Annotated in this window: 16 protein-coding genes; 7 read left to right on the top strand and 9 right to left on the bottom strand. The window is 43.1% G+C overall.

The features are described 5' to 3' along the window. Positions 1-17: 17 nt before the first annotated feature. The 7 genes from ACMVDV_RS15495 to zapB form a co-directional block, all read right to left on the bottom strand. On the bottom strand, positions 18-860 hold the full coding sequence (locus tag ACMVDV_RS15495) for an amidohydrolase family protein (protein ID WP_416158707.1): 843 nt from the start codon (positions 858-860) through the stop codon (positions 18-20). Next, entirely contained in the window at positions 857-1585 is a 729-nt protein-coding gene (locus tag ACMVDV_RS15500) for an SDR family NAD(P)-dependent oxidoreductase (RefSeq protein ID WP_304183983.1), read from the bottom strand. Before ACMVDV_RS15500 ends, ACMVDV_RS15495 begins: the two co-directional genes overlap by 4 nt. Before the next feature lie 9 nt (positions 1586-1594). Continuing rightward, the gene (locus ACMVDV_RS15505; RefSeq protein WP_416158708.1) at positions 1595-2083 is read right to left on the bottom strand and encodes an FKBP-type peptidyl-prolyl cis-trans isomerase; all 489 of its coding nucleotides are present in this window, start codon (positions 2081-2083) and stop codon (positions 1595-1597) included. A gap of 71 nt (positions 2084-2154) precedes the next feature. Further along, positions 2155-3645 (bottom strand): LysM peptidoglycan-binding domain-containing protein, encoded by a 1491-nt coding sequence (locus ACMVDV_RS15510; RefSeq protein ID WP_416158709.1) that lies wholly within the window; start codon positions 3643-3645, stop codon positions 2155-2157. A gap of 54 nt (positions 3646-3699) precedes the next feature. Then, a complete protein-coding gene (locus ACMVDV_RS15515) occupies positions 3700-4716 on the bottom strand; it encodes an MBL fold metallo-hydrolase (protein WP_416158710.1) in 1017 nt (338 codons plus the stop codon). A gap of 107 nt (positions 4717-4823) precedes the next feature. Continuing rightward, positions 4824-5123, bottom strand: coding sequence for a cell division protein ZapA (locus tag ACMVDV_RS15520; protein ID WP_304183990.1), 300 nt, complete (start codon positions 5121-5123; stop codon positions 4824-4826). After that, complete coding sequence (gene zapB / locus ACMVDV_RS15525; RefSeq protein WP_304183991.1) at positions 5123-5353, bottom strand: cell division protein ZapB; 231 nt, start codon at positions 5351-5353, stop codon at positions 5123-5125. Before zapB ends, ACMVDV_RS15520 begins: the two co-directional genes overlap by 1 nt. Positions 5354-5601: 248 nt before the next feature. On the opposite strand from zapB, the gene ACMVDV_RS15530 reads away from it, so the two are divergent. Beyond that, complete coding sequence (locus tag ACMVDV_RS15530; protein WP_416158711.1) at positions 5602-6441, top strand: 23S rRNA (adenine(2030)-N(6))-methyltransferase RlmJ; 840 nt, start codon at positions 5602-5604, stop codon at positions 6439-6441. Between the two features lie 51 nt (positions 6442-6492). On the opposite strand, the gene ACMVDV_RS15535 is transcribed toward ACMVDV_RS15530, so the two are convergent. Continuing rightward, complete coding sequence (locus ACMVDV_RS15535; RefSeq protein ID WP_416158712.1) at positions 6493-7305, bottom strand: META domain-containing protein; 813 nt, start codon at positions 7303-7305, stop codon at positions 6493-6495. Positions 7306-7455: 150 nt separating this feature from the next. Continuing rightward, positions 7456-8022 (bottom strand): PhnA domain-containing protein, encoded by a 567-nt coding sequence (locus ACMVDV_RS15540; RefSeq protein ID WP_304183997.1) that lies wholly within the window; start codon positions 8020-8022, stop codon positions 7456-7458. A gap of 260 nt (positions 8023-8282) precedes the next feature. Between ACMVDV_RS15540 and ACMVDV_RS15545 the strand changes: the two genes are divergently transcribed. From ACMVDV_RS15545 to ACMVDV_RS15570, 6 genes are all read left to right on the top strand, one after another. Further along, positions 8283-9557, top strand: coding sequence for an EAL and HDOD domain-containing protein (locus ACMVDV_RS15545; protein WP_416158713.1), 1275 nt, complete (start codon positions 8283-8285; stop codon positions 9555-9557). 48 nt (positions 9558-9605) lie between these two features. Then, the gene (locus tag ACMVDV_RS15550) at positions 9606-10214 is read left to right on the top strand and encodes a paraquat-inducible protein A (protein WP_416158714.1); all 609 of its coding nucleotides are present in this window, start codon (positions 9606-9608) and stop codon (positions 10212-10214) included. 128 nt (positions 10215-10342) lie between these two features. Continuing rightward, a complete protein-coding gene (locus tag ACMVDV_RS15555; protein ID WP_416158715.1) occupies positions 10343-10711 on the top strand; it encodes a hypothetical protein in 369 nt (122 codons plus the stop codon). Between the two features lie 98 nt (positions 10712-10809). Continuing rightward, entirely contained in the window at positions 10810-12135 is a 1326-nt protein-coding gene (locus ACMVDV_RS15560; RefSeq protein ID WP_416158716.1) for a TolC family protein, read from the top strand. After that, a complete protein-coding gene (locus ACMVDV_RS15565) occupies positions 12125-13846 on the top strand; it encodes an efflux RND transporter periplasmic adaptor subunit (RefSeq protein ID WP_416158717.1) in 1722 nt (573 codons plus the stop codon). Before ACMVDV_RS15560 ends, ACMVDV_RS15565 begins: the two co-directional genes overlap by 11 nt. An 8-nt stretch (positions 13847-13854) precedes the next feature. Beyond that, complete coding sequence (locus ACMVDV_RS15570) at positions 13855-16971, top strand: efflux RND transporter permease subunit (protein ID WP_416158718.1); 3117 nt, start codon at positions 13855-13857, stop codon at positions 16969-16971. Positions 16972-17138 lie beyond the last annotated feature (167 nt).

Here is a 17138-nt window from a genome sequence, read left to right on the forward strand (position 1 = left end):
AATATAGCGGGTTTTAATTAAACTTGATAGCAGTGCTGAGCGTTTTTGTAGCTAAGTTGTGACCACATATTGTCACTCGTGCAACGTTTAAAATGGCTTTGCCAACATTGTTGATAACTGGCATTGATTTGGCACACTGGAAAGTTACTGGCAAACATCACCCGTTGTAGACCAAAGTGCTTAATAATAAAATCAAAGCACTGTTGCTGTTGGGTTTTAACTAGATCAGAGAATAGCTCAAATCCTGAAAACTTGATCCTGCAATTGGCTATTTGCGCTAATTGGCTTATACCTTGTTGCCAATCTGGCAAGTAATTAGGCAAGCCTGCATGGTTTATAACGAGCTGCAAATGTGGGAGTTGTTGGCAATAATTCACCATTTGTTGGGTAATTGCGAGGTTTTCAATTGCAAATTGCGCTTCAAATATCAGTTGCTTACTGGCTAATAGTGCTAAGTTATCCAAGCATCTAGCATGCTTTAAGCGTGCAGCATCAGCGCCTTCGGTGATATCTCTAATGCCTACTAAGCTTGGGTGCGTTAACGCAGTAATGGCAGCATCAAAATCTGCAGGGTGATTATTAATATGGGCAAAGCTGACGGCTTTATAATTTTGCCCCGCTAAATGTTCAGCCAACCAATATAACTCGTTGATTGGCTGTTGGTTATCATAGCCTGCTTCAATATGTACAAGCCCCGCAAGTTCAAACTGAGTTTGTTGCTGTAGTTGAGCTGCGGTGATGGGGGCTTTAATCGTCGCTAAATTTGGCCAAGGCACTGGATTGTTGCCTTGTAGCCAATCATATTGCCCTTGGACTAAATTAAAAAAGTGTACATGAGGGTCTATAATACGTTCACTCATTGCGCAGTGTAGCCACCGTCAATGGTTTGCAAACTGCCGGTGATAAAACTGCCATCATCACTGGCTAAAAAGTTAACTAATGCGGCTACTTCATCAGCTTGGCCGAGTCTACCTAACGGTTGTAAAGCAGCTTCTTCGGCAACGATGGTCGCTTTATCGGCGCCACTGCGAGCACAATATGCGTCGATAGCATTATGAAAAAGCGGGGTTTCTATGGTGCCTGGGCAGACTGCATTAGCGCGAATATTATATTGTGCGTAATCCAGTGCGGTGGTTTTTGCCATTGAGGCTAAGGCATGTTTGGTCAGGTTATAGGCAAATGAATTGCTTTTGCCAATAATAGCTTGATCTGAGGCGATTAAAATAATCGCCCCATTTTGCTGTGCTTTCATGCTTGGTAATACGCTTTGAATTGCCGCGTAAGCCCCTTTTACATTAAGTGCAAACAAACTATCAAAGGTTGCTTCATCTGTATCCTCAATGGTGGCGCTTAAATGCCGACCAGCATTCGAGACCAGTACATCGATGCGTTTTGAATGACTAGCAATGTCTGCAATAAGCTGCTTTACAGCATTGACATTACTGACATCACAGTGGTGCCAAATACCTAAATCGGCAGCTTCAAGATCCAGGTTATGTACTTGATAGCCATTATTTAAAAAACGCTCAACAACAGCACGGCCAATGCCTTTACTGCCGCCTGTTACGATAGCAACCTTTGACATGGTAATTCCTTAGTGGTTGTGGCCACAGCCGCCTTCGCTATGTACATGACCATGAGATAATTCTTCGCTGGTTGCTTCACGCACGCTTAGTACTTGCACATCAAACGTTAGCGTTTTGCCAGCAAATGGGTGGTTTAAATCACAATCAGCATTAAAACGACCTACTTTTACGATCGTTACTTGATGACGACCTTGATTAGAGCTAACCATCGCTGTCATGCCTGGCTTCCACACTTTAGTGTCACCTTGCAGGTGTTTAAGTGGAATGCGTTGAATTAGATCATCAACTCGTTCACCGTACGACTCACTTGGCTCAAGCGTTACGCTGAAGCTATCACCAGCGGCTTTACCTTCAAGAGCCGTTTCAAGACCTGGCAGCATGCCTGCTAGGCCATGAATATAAGTTAATGGCTCACTGCCTGTGCTTGTTTCTAGTTGCTCGCCTGCTTCACTTAATGTGTAGTGAAATTCAACTGCCGAGTTTTTGCTAATTTGCATGCCGATCTCTTTAATTTAACTAAAATGAAAAGCTAATTTTACGCTAAATACAGATGATGTGAAACTGCTGGTTAGTGTGGTTGTTTTAAGGTTTTTTCAAGTTCAGAAAGTAAACCATCATTGTGCATGTGGGAAACGGTTTTGGTTGCTTGCGGCAAATGTAATACTAGTTGCGTACCCGGCGTTAAAATACTCGAGGCGGTGAGTTTATTCCATTGCGCTAAATCGCTGTGTGGCACATCATATAGCTGGCTAATTCCCCAAATAGTATCGCCAGGCTTTACTTGATACTGAATCGCAATAGTGGGAATGGCCACTTCGTTTTGTTCAAGGTAAGGGCTGATCCGATACTCAATCATTAATGAATCTGGCATGGTGCGCGGCTGGCCAACCAACAGGGTTTCGCCAATCCCGATTAAGTTGGAATGCTTATTATTGATGGCTTTAAGCTTTTTAACTGATAAGCCAAAGCGACGAGCTATCGAATATAAGGTATCATTTTTTTTCACTGTATATTCGCCAGTAAAATTATTCTTAAAAAATTGGCTGCTTAATAAGCTTTGCTGCTGTAGTGGCAGCAGTAAAGTGTGCGGACCATTGGGGGAGCTTTGATTTTTTAAATAGCCAGGGTTGAGTTTATGCAGCTGGCTGCGACCAATGCCTGATAAGTTAGCGATCACTGAAAAGTCAAATTGTTGGCCAACATTAAGCTCAGTGGTTAGTGCTTTATTCGCTAATTTTGGGCGGTTCAATCCGTGTTTTGGATGTTGCACTAAGTAGCTAAGTGCCATTAGTTTTGGCACATATTCAGAGGTTTCTTTGGGTAATTTTAACGACCAGTAATCGGTGCTTTTGCCGCGTTTTTTGTTTTCGGCAATGGCGCGTTTTACGCGTCCTTCGCCACTATTATAGGCCGCTAATGCATGCAACCAATTACCATCAAAACGTTTATGCAAGTATTCTAAATAGGCTAGTGCAGCATCAGTTGATGCTAATACATCTTTGCGCCCGTCATACCACTGATCTGATTTAATACCAAAGTGATGGGCTGTTGCTCCGACTAGTTGCCATACGCCAACTGCTTGTTCTGATGAGCTAATGGTTGGCCGAAAATCGCTTTCCACAAAGGGCAGCAAAGCTAATTCCATCGGTAACTTACGTTGCTCAATTTTACTGACAATATGATAAAGATAAGGGGCGGCGCGAGCACTGACAATCTGCAAGTAGTTAGGTTGTTTGCTGTACCACGCAATACGCTTATTGAGGGCTTTATTTAGATACACCTCAATGGTTAAGTTATTAGCAATGTGTTGCCATAAATCTTGATTGCGATTGTTCGCTTGAGGCTGCTTGGTTACTTGCTGCGATGGAGCTGTTAATTGGATTTTTTGTTTATTCTGCTCGCTGTTAGTCAGTGGTGGCAGGGTATTTGCTGTTGCTTTAAAGTGATTAAAAATAATCGGAGCTTGCGGCGTATCACTTGGCTGTAACGGTTGTTCAGTACTCTGGCAACCAGAGAGCAAAACTAACATCACTAATAGGGCTAAGAGATAACTGCGCATAAAAATCACTAAATTAATATCCTTTTAAAAGTCTAGCACATCCACGTGCAGCCGCTATTTTGACTGTTTCGCTCGTTTAAGTCCAGCCTGCAAGAACAGTGGGTAAGCTTTTTGGCTGATCTCGTCGATTTGATAATCCTTAGCGAACTGCGGATTAAAGCTTTGTTCTAATTGCAATAAATCTTGTTGCGGGTGGGCTGCCACATGAGCCTGAATAGCCTGTAAAAAACGTAAGGGTTGACGTAAATCATCGGCTTTAAGGGCGCCTCCGTGGCCGGGAAGAATCACCTTAATACGCTTATCATGGTGCAATTGAGAGAGTACTTTTAACCAATTAGCAAAATTACCATGGCCAGGGTATGGCAGCCAGTCAACGATATCCGCAGCAACCAAAATACCATTGTTTTCGGCGCTGAGCGTTAAGTCAGCATTGGTATGAGCTTGATAGGCGTTAATAGTCACGGGGTAATTACCAAGTTCCAGCGTTAGTGGCTCCGCGACTTGTATGTTAGGTGCTTGAAGTTGGTATTGGCGCCAACGCAGTAATCGTTGTGTTGCTAAGTTGAGTTTGTCGCGCCATTGTTGCTGTTGCGCTGCTGGTTGTTCTGATACGCGCTGCAAGCTCAGTTCAATGCTTTTTTCATAATTATCAAGTTTATCGGTATAGGTTTTTTGCAATGTCTTAAACTCAGCAGCAAGCTGTTGATGGACAATTAATTGAGCATCGGGGAAATGATGCTGCAAAATAGCCATGCCCAGTAAATGGTCGTCATGGAAGTGACTGGCAACTAAGTAACACAAGGGGGTTTTTAAGGTGCTTTTTAGTTGCGTAACGGTGGCTTCAACAGCGGCAAAGTCGCCACTGGCATCAAACATTAACGCGCATTTATCACCTTGAATAAGCACTTGGTTTGAGTCATAAAAGCGTAAAGCGCTCGATTGCTCTAAAAATTGTACGTTAGCGGAGATAGTGTGCCATTGTGTTGCGGTAGCGGTGTTGGCTGCAAAAGCAAGATAACTTAGCAGTAAAAACGCAATTAACTTCACGGGAGTATAAAAATAGTGGGTCATAGTGACAGAGCCTGAGTCGCCAACAATAAAATAGGCAAGTTAGCTGATTTTGTTTGTAATTGATACTGGAATTAACGAGATAATAAAAAAGCGCACTGTGCGCTTTTTTATTTAGTTGCTGATTGTCCTAAGTAAGCACTTAGTTTATCAATGAGCTGATCTTGTTGTTGTTGTTCAACGTTTTGCTGCGTTTTTGCTTCAAGTAACTCGTGGCTAATATTCAAGGCGGCCATTAATAAGGCTTTTTGATCATTGCGTACTGTTGAGCGTTGCTTCATTTGTTCAACCAAGTCATTTAAGTATTTGGCCGATGCAATGAGGGCATCTTCTTGTCCAGCAGGGCAAGCAAATTGCTGCTCTTTACCAAGCAACTCAACGGTGACTCGCTGGTTTTGCAGCTCAGACATTAGCTAGCCTGTTGGACGCTTTGTAGCTTCTCGAGTAAACCAGTTAAAGTTGTACTGGTGTCTTTTTGTTTTTCTTCACTTTCAAGCACTTCAAGTTGAAGAATTTCATTTTCATCGATTAGCTTACTATTTTTATCTTTAAGCTCGTTAACCTGAGCTTGTAGTTGGGAATTTTGACCAATTAATTGGTCGATCAATTGTTCTAGTTGAGAAAGGGTATCGTTATTCATTAAGGCGCTCATAAAACTGTGATTATTGTCATGCAAATGTAAAGCAAAGTTGCTTTATATGCCAGCATTTACGTGTGTTTTAGCTGATTTTTATTTAATGTTAATGAGCTGTTCAGGCTAGCGGCTTATTTGTTCATAAGTGATTCACTTAATGACCAGCAATTTATGACCCTGCGGGTTTTATGTTGTAGAATATAGCCAACTTCAATGGGTTTATTTAAATAAACCATTTATAGCGAAATAACATTATGCTTAGTTATAGACACTCATTTCATGCTGGCAACCCAGCTGATGTGGTTAAACATTTGGTACTAGCTCAGGTATTAAGTTACCAGACACTCAAAGATAAGCCATTGGACTATATCGATACTCATTCAGGGGCTGGCTTTTTCGAATTAGCAGGCGCAGATGCGCAAAAGACCCAAGAATATCTTGATGGTATTGCTAAGCTTTATCAACATAACAGCAAACATCAAGAGCTAAATGATTATATCGAGTTGATCAAATCATTTAATGACACTGAGCAGTTAGCTTTTTATCCAGGTTCACCAAAAATTGCCGAGCATTTTTTGCGTCGCCAAGACAAGGGCTGGTTTTTTGAATTGCACCCGCGAGATTTAGTATTACTGCAAGAAAATATGAGCGGTAAACGTTCAATACGAGTACGTGGTGAGAATGGCTTTGCGGGTCTAGTGGGGTTATTACCACCGGCTTCGCGCAGAGCATGTGTACTCATTGACCCTCCTTATGAAATTAAAGACGACTACGATACCGTTGTTAAAACCCTCACCAAGGCTTATCAGCGTTTTTCTACCGGCACTTATATGATTTGGTACCCAGTGGTTGATAGAGAGCGAATTGAGCGGATGGAACAGGGGTTAATAGCCTCAGGTATGCGTAATATACAATTATTTGAACTGGCAACGGAGGCGGATACTGAGGTGCACGGTATGACCGCATCGGGAATGATCGTAATTAACCCGCCGTGGAAGCTTAAACAAACCATGAATAAAATATTACCTGAACTGGTAAGTCTGTTAAGTGACTCGTCTGGTTTTTACCGTAGCGAACAATTGGTCGAAGAATAAACTAAAACGCCCAGCAGAGCTGGGCGTTTTATTAATAGCTAAGTGCTTTATTTAAAAGTAAGTTGCTTTAAAAGTAGCAAGCTCTTTTCCTTGTTGATCTTTCAAGCTGAGAGATTCACCTTTAATTTCCCATTGCGCAGTATTTTGTAACACAGCTGACATCGCCGCTTCTTGTTCCATACCTTTAAAGCACATTTTATTTGTGCTGGCTTGCGGGCTAAATTTAAGTGTTTGCTGCTCTACTTGATAGCTACCAGTAAAGTTATTACAACCTAAAAAGCCATGGCTTTTGTTATCAGCGCTAAATTGAATAAAGGGTTCTTTTGTGTCAACCGTGACTTTTTCGCCATTTAACGTAATTGCTTTGAAATAGGTATTTACTAAATCGACATTAGGCTTTTGCGGCGCAACTTTAGACACGATTACTTCATAAGGTGCAGCTTGTTGTGATTGCTCAAATGGATTGTTATGTGTAGTGCTTACGTATAATAGTTGGTCTTGATTGGTGATCCGTGCCATCACACTGTAGCGGTGGCGCTGATCCATTTTACTTTTATCATAGCTAAGCTCTACCGTATAAGGTGGTGCACCATTGATATCAATTGTTTGTTGATTAATTATTTCTGCTTCAGTATCCATCTTTGACACGTCAGCTAAAGTCACAGTGAGTTGTGAACCAGGACGTAGCATGCTGCGATCAAGGTAGCTAACTTGTGTGGTTAAAGTGGCCATAGCTGCATCTTCAATAGTTTGTTTGATTGGTTCAGGTTGGTTTTGACATCCTGAAAGCACAACAGCACTGCTGGCTAATAGACTAACACCAACAATCGATTTTAACATTGCATTTGGTTTATGTAATAGCATGGCTTATTCCTTGATCAGAATTGAATCGGTGGATTTTTGAACTGTGCTAAGTGTACAGCGTATTTACTTAATCACAGCTTAATTGTATTAGCTGTTATTTAAGCACAAAAAAAGGCGCATCAATGCACCTTTTGTAAAGCAAATATGCGGTTATTTTTTTACAAACTTTGTTAAAATAACAATACGCTGGCCGTCAACACGTCCTTCTATATGTTCAGGATTACTGGTTAAGCCAATGTTACGAACAGCAGTACCACGTTTCGCGGTTAAGCTACTACCTTTAACATCTAAATCTTTAATCAGTGTGACTGTATCGCCGGCTTGCAGTACAACGCCATTGCTATCAACATGTTTAATGTCATCATTTTCGGCAAGTACTTTTTTAGCCCATGCTAGCGTATCTTCTTCAAGGTAGATCATATCTAGCGCATCTTGTGCCCAACCATTGTCAGCAGCTAAACGGGTTAGCATTCGATAAGCAACCACTTGCACCGCAGGTGTTTGGCTCCACATGCTGTCGTTTAAGCAATGCCAATGAATTGGGGTAATATCAGTGCTGTTTTCAACTTGGTCTTTACAGGTTTGGCAGGTATAAATGCATTTATCTGAATGAGCTTCAGTGACAGGTGGCACCTCGTATACAGAAAGATTTTCAGTCGCAGCGCATAACTCACATTGGTTATTGCTGCGTTCAACTAAGGCTTGTTCTATGCTCATATCGGGCTCTTTTTGGGAGGTTAACTCAAAGGTAAGCCGTTATTATACTCAATTGTAGAGCAAATTAGAACATATCCATCATTTATGTGTGGGTATAGTGGTTGTGTTAGGTTAAGGTGATTTTGCTGACATATAGCCGAATGAGCTTTATTGCTTGATGGTTAAGTTTAGGTAAGCTGAAAAAACTTTACTATACTGAGTCGATAAAATAACAACAATTTAGCTGGCATGAGTCGCTAGAATTATTAGCAGGAAATAATATGCTGAATACGCAGATAATAGCGAATGCACCAAACCTTGTTACCCAATATATAGCAAGGCAGCCCATTTTTAATGCTGACACAGGCATTTATGCGTACGAATTACTTTATCGAGATTCGAGCAATAACGCATTCCCTGTTGGCACAACGGATGGTCAAGCGACTGGGCGGTTGTTTTTTAACGCTTTAATGCTTATTGGCATAAGTAAACTTACTGCGAACCAACGCGCTTTTATAAACCTTTCTTCAGATGCTCTGTTAGACGATTTCCCTAAATTATTGCAACCAGATAGCGCGGTAATAGAAATTGTTGAACGAGCCGGCAACATCGATAAAGTGACCAATCGAGTTACGGCTCTAAAAAAAGATGGCTATACTTTTGCTCTCGATGATTATGATGGAGACGATAAATGGGAGCCATTATTACATTTAGTTGACTATATAAAGCTTGAAGTTGAAGCGCCCATCATTAAAACCAATATGCTGTTAAAAAAGCTAAAACGTCGTTTTCCTGATGTAAAAATCATAGTTGAGCGTATTGAAACCCATGAACAATTTATGATTTTAAAAAACGCTGGGTGTGATTACTTTCAAGGTTTCTTTTTCGCGCGTCCAGAAATGCTCACTTACCATAATGTTGAGCCATCTAAATTTGCTGTGTTTGATTTACTGCGTTGTACGTCGCGCCAAGACCTTAACTTTGACGAAGTGCATCAGCGGGTTGCTAAAGATGTTGGTTTAACTGCTCGTATTCTTAAATTAGTGAATGCGCGCTCTAGTAATCAAAATTTAGTGATCACCTCTATTTCACAAGCGGTTATTTATTTAGGTGAAGACGCAATTCGCCAGTTTGTGCGAGTGCTCGCGCTAAGTGAATTAGGGGTTGATAAACCCAGTGAGTTAACTAAATTGGGTTTAATCCGGGCACAATTTATGTTGCTTATACTAGAGCCCGGCGGTAAAGAAATGGCTGAGCGAGGTTACTTAGTTGGTTTAATGTCAGTGCTCGATGCCATTTTAAATATGGAACTTGATGTTATCGCAAAAGAGTTTTGTTTAGGGGATGATTTATCCAGCGCACTGCTTAGTTTTAATGGCATGCTAGGTACTACGTTACAACTAGCTCGTGCAGTGGAGGATGATAACTGGCCATTCGCGGTTAAATTATTGGAAACTATTCGTCCTGCATCTGAAATTGATACAGTGTATAACGCTATGTTTGCAGCGCGTCAGTATGGGGATGAGGTTTTAGCTTCAATTATTGAACAAGCGTAACGGCTTGAGTATGATGCGCCATCAGCCATATTATTTTAAAGATTTATTATGCGTTTAGTACTGCCCATCATCACGATTTTAATTGCGCTAGCACTATTGTTGCCAGGCGTTACTCAGCCAGTGTTAACCTTAGAAGGTAAAATAGATAAATCAAAACTAGCACAAACTGGCATTGCAATGCTGGCTGATGAGGGCGACCGCAATACCCGTAATATGCTTATGATGGCTTCTAGCATGTTAGGCTTTGATAAGCTTGAAGGTGAAATTAGTGCCTACCAAAAAACACGCAGTATTTGGGGCACGGTTAATGAACTGGCCAATAACAAAAACTACTTAGTGGCAGTGCTGGTGGCATTGTTTTCAATTGTGATCCCAACCTTAAAATTGTTGATGCAATTGTTATATATTTTTTTACCAGTGAATAAATTTAAGCGCATGCTCGGTCAATTAATACAAGGCTTAAGTAAGTGGAGCATGGTTGATGTATTTGTGATTGCCTTGATAGTGGCATACCTTGCCGGTAACGCCGATGGCCAAATGGGTGAACTGATCAACATGCACGCCGAACTTGGCAACGGTTTTTGGTATTTCACCGGCTATTGTTTATTTGCCATCGCCGCGAGCAGCTTAATTAAAGTTGCGCCAAAAAATAGTTAAACGTTTGTGTTAACCAATTAGTTGTCATAAACTTCGCTAGAACCTAGAACCTAGAACCTAGAACCTAGAACCTAGAACCTAGAACCTAGAACCTAGAACCTAGAACCTAATTTATAAAAGGCATTTTTTTGCAACGTATTTACCTTAGTTTATTGACCGTCATGTTGTTACTCACCTTAGTGGGTCAAGCTGTCGCGTCTGTAACTATGTCGTGTGAAATGCCTCATATGAGCCAATCTCAGTCACAACCAACTGACATCGATGATATGCATCATGGCATGTCGACAGGTATGATGAACATGGATTGTTGCGATGATGATGCAACAAACAACCAAGAATGCGGCTGTCCAATGAGCGCCTGTAGTACTCACTCTATGCTGAGTATGAGTAGCTTATTTACTGCCGTGCTACTCAGTGCTGAAAAAGTACAACTCTATACCCCGCAAAACCAACACTATATAGCCAGCTCGCTATATCGCCCTCCTATGTCTGCCTAATTGCAGCATAGGTGTGTCTGAAATTTACTAAACCTTATTAAAAGCGCCTATTGCTGCCTCTAAATTAATCATTTTTTTAATTTTTAGTGGAGTAAGTGATGAATCACTTCGCAGTACTTAAAAGCAGTTTTTTAGCGCTGATGCTAACAACGGCAAGCTCAGCATACAGTAACGAACTGAGTCTAGAGCAAGCGCTTAACTATGCCCTTGACAACGAACCTTGGCTGACGGCTAATAAATACCAACAAGCCGCTGTGCAAGCACAAAGCTTGGCCGCAGGTACTTTGCCTGATCCAGTATTAACCTTGGGCTTAATGAATTTACCTACCGACGGTTTTGCTTTTGACCAAGAAGGCATGACCCAATTAAAAGTTGGCGTGAGCCAAATGTTTAGCCGTGGCGATAGCCTTGAACTCAAACAGCAGGCTTTAGCTCAGTCAGCGCAGCAATATCCCTGGCTACGAGCTGACAGACTCGCTCAAGTTAAAACCATTGTTATTGAATCTTGGCTCAATGCGTATCGCGCCCAGCAGAGTATTGCGCTGATTGAGCAGGATAAAGGTTTGTTTACACAATTAATTGATATTACTGAATCAAGTTATGCCAGCTCTGTAGGTAAAACCCGCCAGCAAGATATTATTCGCGCTCAGTTAGAATTAACCCGCCTTGAAGATAAATTAGTGATGTTAGAGCAGCAGTTTGAAAGTGCCAAAAAGCGGATGGCGCAATGGCTACCAATCAACATGTTAACTCAGCCTGTCAGCGCTAAACGGCATGATGTAGCGCCTTTAGTTGATTTTGCACAGCTTGAATTTGCACAGTTAATGCCGATGCTAATGGCGCACCCAGCGATTGTTGCTATCGATAAAACGGTGGCCGCTAAACAAATCGAAGTTGCCGTGGCTGAGCAAGGCTATAAACCTCAGCTTGGCGTGAATATGGGCTATGGCTATCGTGATGATACGCCGATGGGGGATGCTCGTGCCGATTTGTTTTCGGTTGGCATCAGCATCGATTTACCGCTGTTTACCGATAACCGCCAAGATCAGCAAGTGAATGCCGCAATCGCCATGGCCGAGTCAGTGAAAACCGAGAAGTTGATCGCATTACAAAAGCTAAAAGGCATGTACTTCAAAGAGTTTAGCCAGCTTGCACGGCTACAACAGCGTGACGCACTTTATCAAACTAAGTTATTGCCACAAATGGCTGAGCAAGCACAAGCCACGTTAAATGCTTATACCCGTGATGATGGTAACTTTTCAGAAGTAATGCGTGCGCGTATCAGCGAACTTAACGCCAAAATTGATGCGTTAAATATAGAGATTGATCAGCAAATTATTATTGCTCGCTTGAATTATTACGCTAGCAGCAAAGATGCTGCTGTGATGGCTGAGCTATTAGCAGGAGAGCACAATGAACACTAATTTAAAATTGCTTATCGCAGCATTAGTAGGCGCAGGAATTGCGGCAACTGGCTTTACTTTAATGAATGAACCAGCTGAATCGGTACATGCTAGTACAGAGCAAAAGCCACTGTACTGGGTTGCGCCTATGGATAGTAATTATCGTCGCGATGAACCAGGGCTTTCACCAATGGGCATGGATTTAGTGCCTGTGTATGCTGAAGGAGCTGAGCACAATCAAGATGGTCCCGGTGCGGTGACAATATCTCCCGCAGTGATCAATAACCTTGGCGTCAGAACCGCTAAAGTACAGCTCAAGGCACTGCAAACTGAAGTGAAAACCGTTGGCTACGTGCAATATAATCAAGATCAGTTGGTGCACATACACCCGCGTGTAGAAGGCTGGATAGAAACGCTGTACGTTAAAGCCGCCGGAGATCAGGTAAAACAAGGGGAACCGCTGTATACCTTATATTCACCGCAACTGGTAAATGCTCAAGAAGAATTTGTACTGGCTGTAAACCGTAATAATACCGTGCTTATTCGTGCGGCAAAAGCGCGCTTAAAAGCACTGAATGTGTCGGATGGTTTTGTCGAGCGCTTACAAGCTAATAAAAAGGTGATGCAAAATATTACCTTCTACGCGCGCCAAAGTGGAGTGGTTGATGAGCTTAATGTGCGCGAAGGTTTTTATGTCAAACCGGGCACCTCGATGATGAGTATCGCTCAATTGGATGAAGTGTGGGTAGAAGCCGAAGTGTTTGAACGCCAAGTCGAACTTATTAAAGTGGGCTTACCAGTTACCATGACGCTTGATTACATTACCGGACAAAGCTGGCGCGGTAAGGTTGATTATATTTACCCAACACTGGATGCCAAAAACCGTACTTTGCGGGTGCGTTTACGCTTTAATAACCAAGATCACCAGCTAAAACCGAATATGTTCGCACAAGTGAGCATTCATGCCAAAGCAGCTGAGCAACAACTTATAGTACCTAAAGAAGCAGTGATCCGTACAGGCAGCCAAGATCGCGTTGTGGTGGCTTTAGGCGAAGGGCGCTTTAAATCGGTGGCAGTCGAGCTTGGCCGTAGCGATAGTCATGATGCGGTTATTTTAGCGGGCGTTAAAGCCGATGATGAAGTGGTGACGTCAGCGCAATTCTTATTGGATTCTGAATCCAGCAAAAGCTCTGATTTTAAGCGCATGCAAACACCAGCAGCGGTCACTAGTGTGTGGGGCAAAGGGGTGGTTAATAGTGTAATGGCAGATCAGCGTAAGGTGAATATCAACCACGACCCTATTGAAGAGCTGGATTGGCCCAGCATGACCATGGACTTTACGGTTGCCGATAGCGTTGATTTTAAAGCGCTACAAGCCGAGCAAACACTGCATTTTGAGCTAACTAAAAATGCTGATGGCAGTTACACGATAAGCGCTATTCATATAATGGATTCCACCCATATGATGAATGAAGCTGACAACATGGCGACCGTAATAGGCACTATTAATAGTATTGATAAAGCCCAGCGCACAGCCAATATTAGTCGTGGTGCAATTGAAAAATGGCACCGAGATCCGGCCACTATGGATTTTATGTTTGCTGAAAATGTTGATTTAAGCCCTCTTGCGGCGCAGCAACAGCTGACATTTACCTTTAGTGTGCAAGACGGTGAATTCGTGATCCAGCGTATTGATGCTGCATCAAGCATGCAATCACACAGTGGTCACTAGGGGGCATTATGATAGCAGCAGTTATTCGATGGTCCGTTACTAACCGCTTTTTTGTATTATTGCTCACAGCAATACTCATTGGCAGTGGTTTATTTGCGGTAAAAAATACTCCAGTTGATGCTTTACCTGATTTATCCGATGTACAGGTGATTGTAAAAACCTCATACCCAGGGCAAGCGCCACAAGTGGTGCAAGATCAGGTGACCTTCCCGCTTACCACCGCCATGCTCTCAGTACCGGGGGCACAAACAGTGCGGGGTTTTTCATTTTTTGGTGACTCCTACGTGTATGTCATCTTTGATGAAAGCACTGATCTCTACTGGGCGCGCAGCCGAGTACAAGAATATTTAAGCCAAGTAGCGAGTCGCTTGCCCGACACCGCAACTGCAGAGCTGGGCCCAGATGCCACTGGTGTGGGTTGGATTTATTTATATGCGCTGGTGGATAAAACCAATCAACATGACATTAGCCAATTACGTAGCTTGCAAGACTGGTTTTTAAAGTTTGAATTGCAAACCGTACCAGGGGTGTCAGAAGTGGCCTCAGTGGGCGGGATGGTGAAGCAATATCAAGTCAATGTAGAGCCAGATAAACTGCGTGCCTATGGCATTCCGCTGAGTTTAATTCAAACCGCGATTAAACAAGGCAACCAAGAAATGGGGGCCTCGGTGGTCGAAATGGCCGAAGCCGAATACATGGTCACCAGTACCGGTTATATAAAAAGTGTCGCCGATTTAGAGGCAATTCCACTGGGGGTGAACGCCAATGGCACACCGCTGCAATTACGCGATGTAGCCGATATTCGCCTTGGCCCACAAATGCGCCGTGGCATTGCCGAACTCAATGGGGAAGGCGAAGTGGCTGGTGGTGTGGTGGTGATGCGCTTTGGCGAAAACGCACAAAAAACCATTGAGTTGGTGAAGGAAAAACTCGAATCACTGAAAAAAGGCCTGCCTGATGGCGTTGAAATTGTGCCTGTGTATGACCGCTCTAATTTGATCAAAAACGCAGTGGATAATCTCACCAGCAAACTGCTCGAAGAGTTAGCGGTGGTGGCGCTGATCTGCGTGGTATTTTTGTTCCATGTGCGCTCATCACTGGTGGCTATTATCACTTTGCCGCTGGGGATTTTAACGGCGTTTATTATTATGTATTGGCAAGGCATTAACGCCAACATTATGTCGCTCGGCGGCATTGCCATTGCCATTGGCGCGATGACCGATGGCGCGATTGTAATGATCGAAAATATGCATAAACACATGGAAAAAACCCCACTCACAGATGAGAACCGTTGGCAAATTGTCATCGATGCCGCCAGTGAAGTAGGCCCTGCATTATTCTTTAGCTTAATGATTATTACTGTGAGCTTTATGCCGGTGTTTATTTTAGAAGCCCAAGAAGGGCGGATGTTTGCCCCGCTGGCGTACACTAAAACCTATGCCATGGCCGCATCTGCTGGCTTAGCAATCACCTTAGTGCCGGTATTAATGGGGTATTTTATCCGCGGTAAAGTGATTTCAGAGCAGAAAAACCCAGTAAACCGCTTACTGGTCAACGCATATCAGCCATTACTGAATCTGGTTTTACGCTTCCCGAAAATCACCTTAGTACTGGCAGTGGTGGTCGCTGTTATTGGCTTCTATCCGGTCAATAAAATTGGTAGTGAGTTTATTCCGCCGCTGGATGAAGGCGATTTAATGTATATGCCAACCACTTACCCTGGGTTGTCGATTGGTAAAGCGCGGGAAATTTTGCAGCAAACCGATAAACTCATCGCCACAGTACCCGAGGTGTTAACCGTGTTTGGGAAAGTGGGCCGCGCAGAAACCGCCACCGATCCTGCGCCACTGACCATGATCGAAACCTTTATTCAGCTCAAGCCTAAAGATCAGTGGCGCGAAGGCATGACCTTAGACAAGTTGAAAAAAGAACTCGACGGCTTAGTGAAGTTTCCAGGGCTTACCAATGCATGGGTGATGCCGATTAAAACTCGTATTGATATGCTGGCAACGGGGATCAAAACGCCGGTGGGCATTAAAGTCGCGGGGCCAAATTTGAGTGAAATTCAAAAAATTGGCCAGCAGATTGAAGTGTTACTTAAAGATGTACCCGGCACGGCTTCCGTTTACTCTGAGCGAGTCGCTGGTGGGCGCTATATCAAGGTAGATATTAACCGTGAAAAAGCCGCCCGTTATAGTTTAAATATCGCCGATGTGCAGCAAGTGGTTGCCACTGCCATTGGCGGCATGAACGTCACGCAAACGGTCGAAGGGCAAGAGCGTTATCCGGTGAACTTACGCTACCCGCAAGATTACCGCGATTCACCCGAAGAACTGATGCTATTGCCAATTGTAACCCCTGCAGGGCAACGTATTGCCCTTGCCGATGTAGCGGATGTCTTTATTGAAGATGGCCCGCCGGGGATCAAAAGCGAAAATGCCCGTTTAAACGGCTGGAGCTTTATTGATATTGATGGTATTGATATTGGTAGTTATGTCGACAATGCACGCCAAGTGCTTGACGAAGAACTAGTGCTACCAGCAGGTTATTCAATAACTTGGGCAGGGCAATATGAGTACATGGAGCGCGCTAAAGAAAAGCTCGCCTATGTATTACCGCTCACGTTAGCGATTATTATTGTGCTGCTGTATCTTAATTTTCGCAGCTTTGTGGAAGTGGCGATTATTATGGCTACTCTACCATTGGCGATGATCGGCGGCATCTGGCTCATGTACTTAGAAGGTTTTAACTTCTCAGTCGCCGTGGGCGTTGGCTTTATTGCCCTTGCTGGAGTCGCGGTGGAAATTGGCGTGATCATGCTAGTGTACTTAAACCAAGCCTATCAAGAAAAGTGTGCGCAAGCACAACAAGCAGGTACAACGCTTAGCTTTATAGAGCTTAAACAAGCCATTATTGAAGGCGCAGGCCTGCGAGTACGCCCAGTGATGATGACAGTCGCCACCATTATCATCGGTTTAATACCTGTACTTTATGGCACAGGAACAGGCAGTGAAGTAATGAGCCGCATCGCCGCGCCAATGGTCGGCGGTATGTTTAGCGCCATTGTATTAACCTTGCTCGTACTACCCGCGGTGTATTTGTTATGGCGAAAGCGGGATCTGTAATAAAAGAATAAAAAGGAGTGGGCTAACTACCGACTCCTTTATTCTAATACCTTAATTTATTATTTTTATGTTGAGGATAAAGCGTTAAATATAAAACGATGTTCGAAAAAATGGACTATGAGCTAGTACTTAATGCTGTATTGTAAATTGGAATATTTACAAAACGT

The organism is Pseudoalteromonas sp. ASV78 (genome assembly GCF_047806705.1).
GTDB lineage: Bacteria > Pseudomonadota > Gammaproteobacteria > Enterobacterales > Alteromonadaceae > Pseudoalteromonas > Pseudoalteromonas prydzensis_A.

What these genes read in the sequence shown, in the direction of transcription:
- ACMVDV_RS15495 (WP_416158707.1), bottom strand. Translation starts at nt 860, where the DNA reads ATGAGTGAACGTATTATAGACCCTCATGTACACTTTTTTAATTTAGTC.
- ACMVDV_RS15500 (WP_304183983.1), bottom strand. Translation starts at nt 1,585, where the DNA reads ATGTCAAAGGTTGCTATCGTAACAGGCGGCAGTAAAGGCATTGGCCGT.
- ACMVDV_RS15505 (WP_416158708.1), bottom strand. Translation starts at nt 2,083, where the DNA reads ATGCAAATTAGCAAAAACTCGGCAGTTGAATTTCACTACACATTAAGT.
- ACMVDV_RS15510 (WP_416158709.1), bottom strand. Translation starts at nt 3,645, where the DNA reads ATGCGCAGTTATCTCTTAGCCCTATTAGTGATGTTAGTTTTGCTCTCT.
- ACMVDV_RS15515 (WP_416158710.1), bottom strand. Translation starts at nt 4,716, where the DNA reads ATGACCCACTATTTTTATACTCCCGTGAAGTTAATTGCGTTTTTACTG.
- ACMVDV_RS15520 (WP_304183990.1), bottom strand. Translation starts at nt 5,123, where the DNA reads ATGTCTGAGCTGCAAAACCAGCGAGTCACCGTTGAGTTGCTTGGTAAA.
- zapB (WP_304183991.1), bottom strand. Translation starts at nt 5,353, where the DNA reads ATGAATAACGATACCCTTTCTCAACTAGAACAATTGATCGACCAATTA.
- ACMVDV_RS15530 (WP_416158711.1), top strand. Translation starts at nt 5,602, where the DNA reads ATGCTTAGTTATAGACACTCATTTCATGCTGGCAACCCAGCTGATGTG.
- ACMVDV_RS15535 (WP_416158712.1), bottom strand. Translation starts at nt 7,305, where the DNA reads ATGCTATTACATAAACCAAATGCAATGTTAAAATCGATTGTTGGTGTT.
- ACMVDV_RS15540 (WP_304183997.1), bottom strand. Translation starts at nt 8,022, where the DNA reads ATGAGCATAGAACAAGCCTTAGTTGAACGCAGCAATAACCAATGTGAG.
- ACMVDV_RS15545 (WP_416158713.1), top strand. Translation starts at nt 8,283, where the DNA reads ATGCTGAATACGCAGATAATAGCGAATGCACCAAACCTTGTTACCCAA.
- ACMVDV_RS15550 (WP_416158714.1), top strand. Translation starts at nt 9,606, where the DNA reads ATGCGTTTAGTACTGCCCATCATCACGATTTTAATTGCGCTAGCACTA.
- ACMVDV_RS15560 (WP_416158716.1), top strand. Translation starts at nt 10,810, where the DNA reads ATGAATCACTTCGCAGTACTTAAAAGCAGTTTTTTAGCGCTGATGCTA.
- ACMVDV_RS15565 (WP_416158717.1), top strand. Translation starts at nt 12,125, where the DNA reads ATGAACACTAATTTAAAATTGCTTATCGCAGCATTAGTAGGCGCAGGA.
- ACMVDV_RS15570 (WP_416158718.1), top strand. Translation starts at nt 13,855, where the DNA reads ATGATAGCAGCAGTTATTCGATGGTCCGTTACTAACCGCTTTTTTGTA.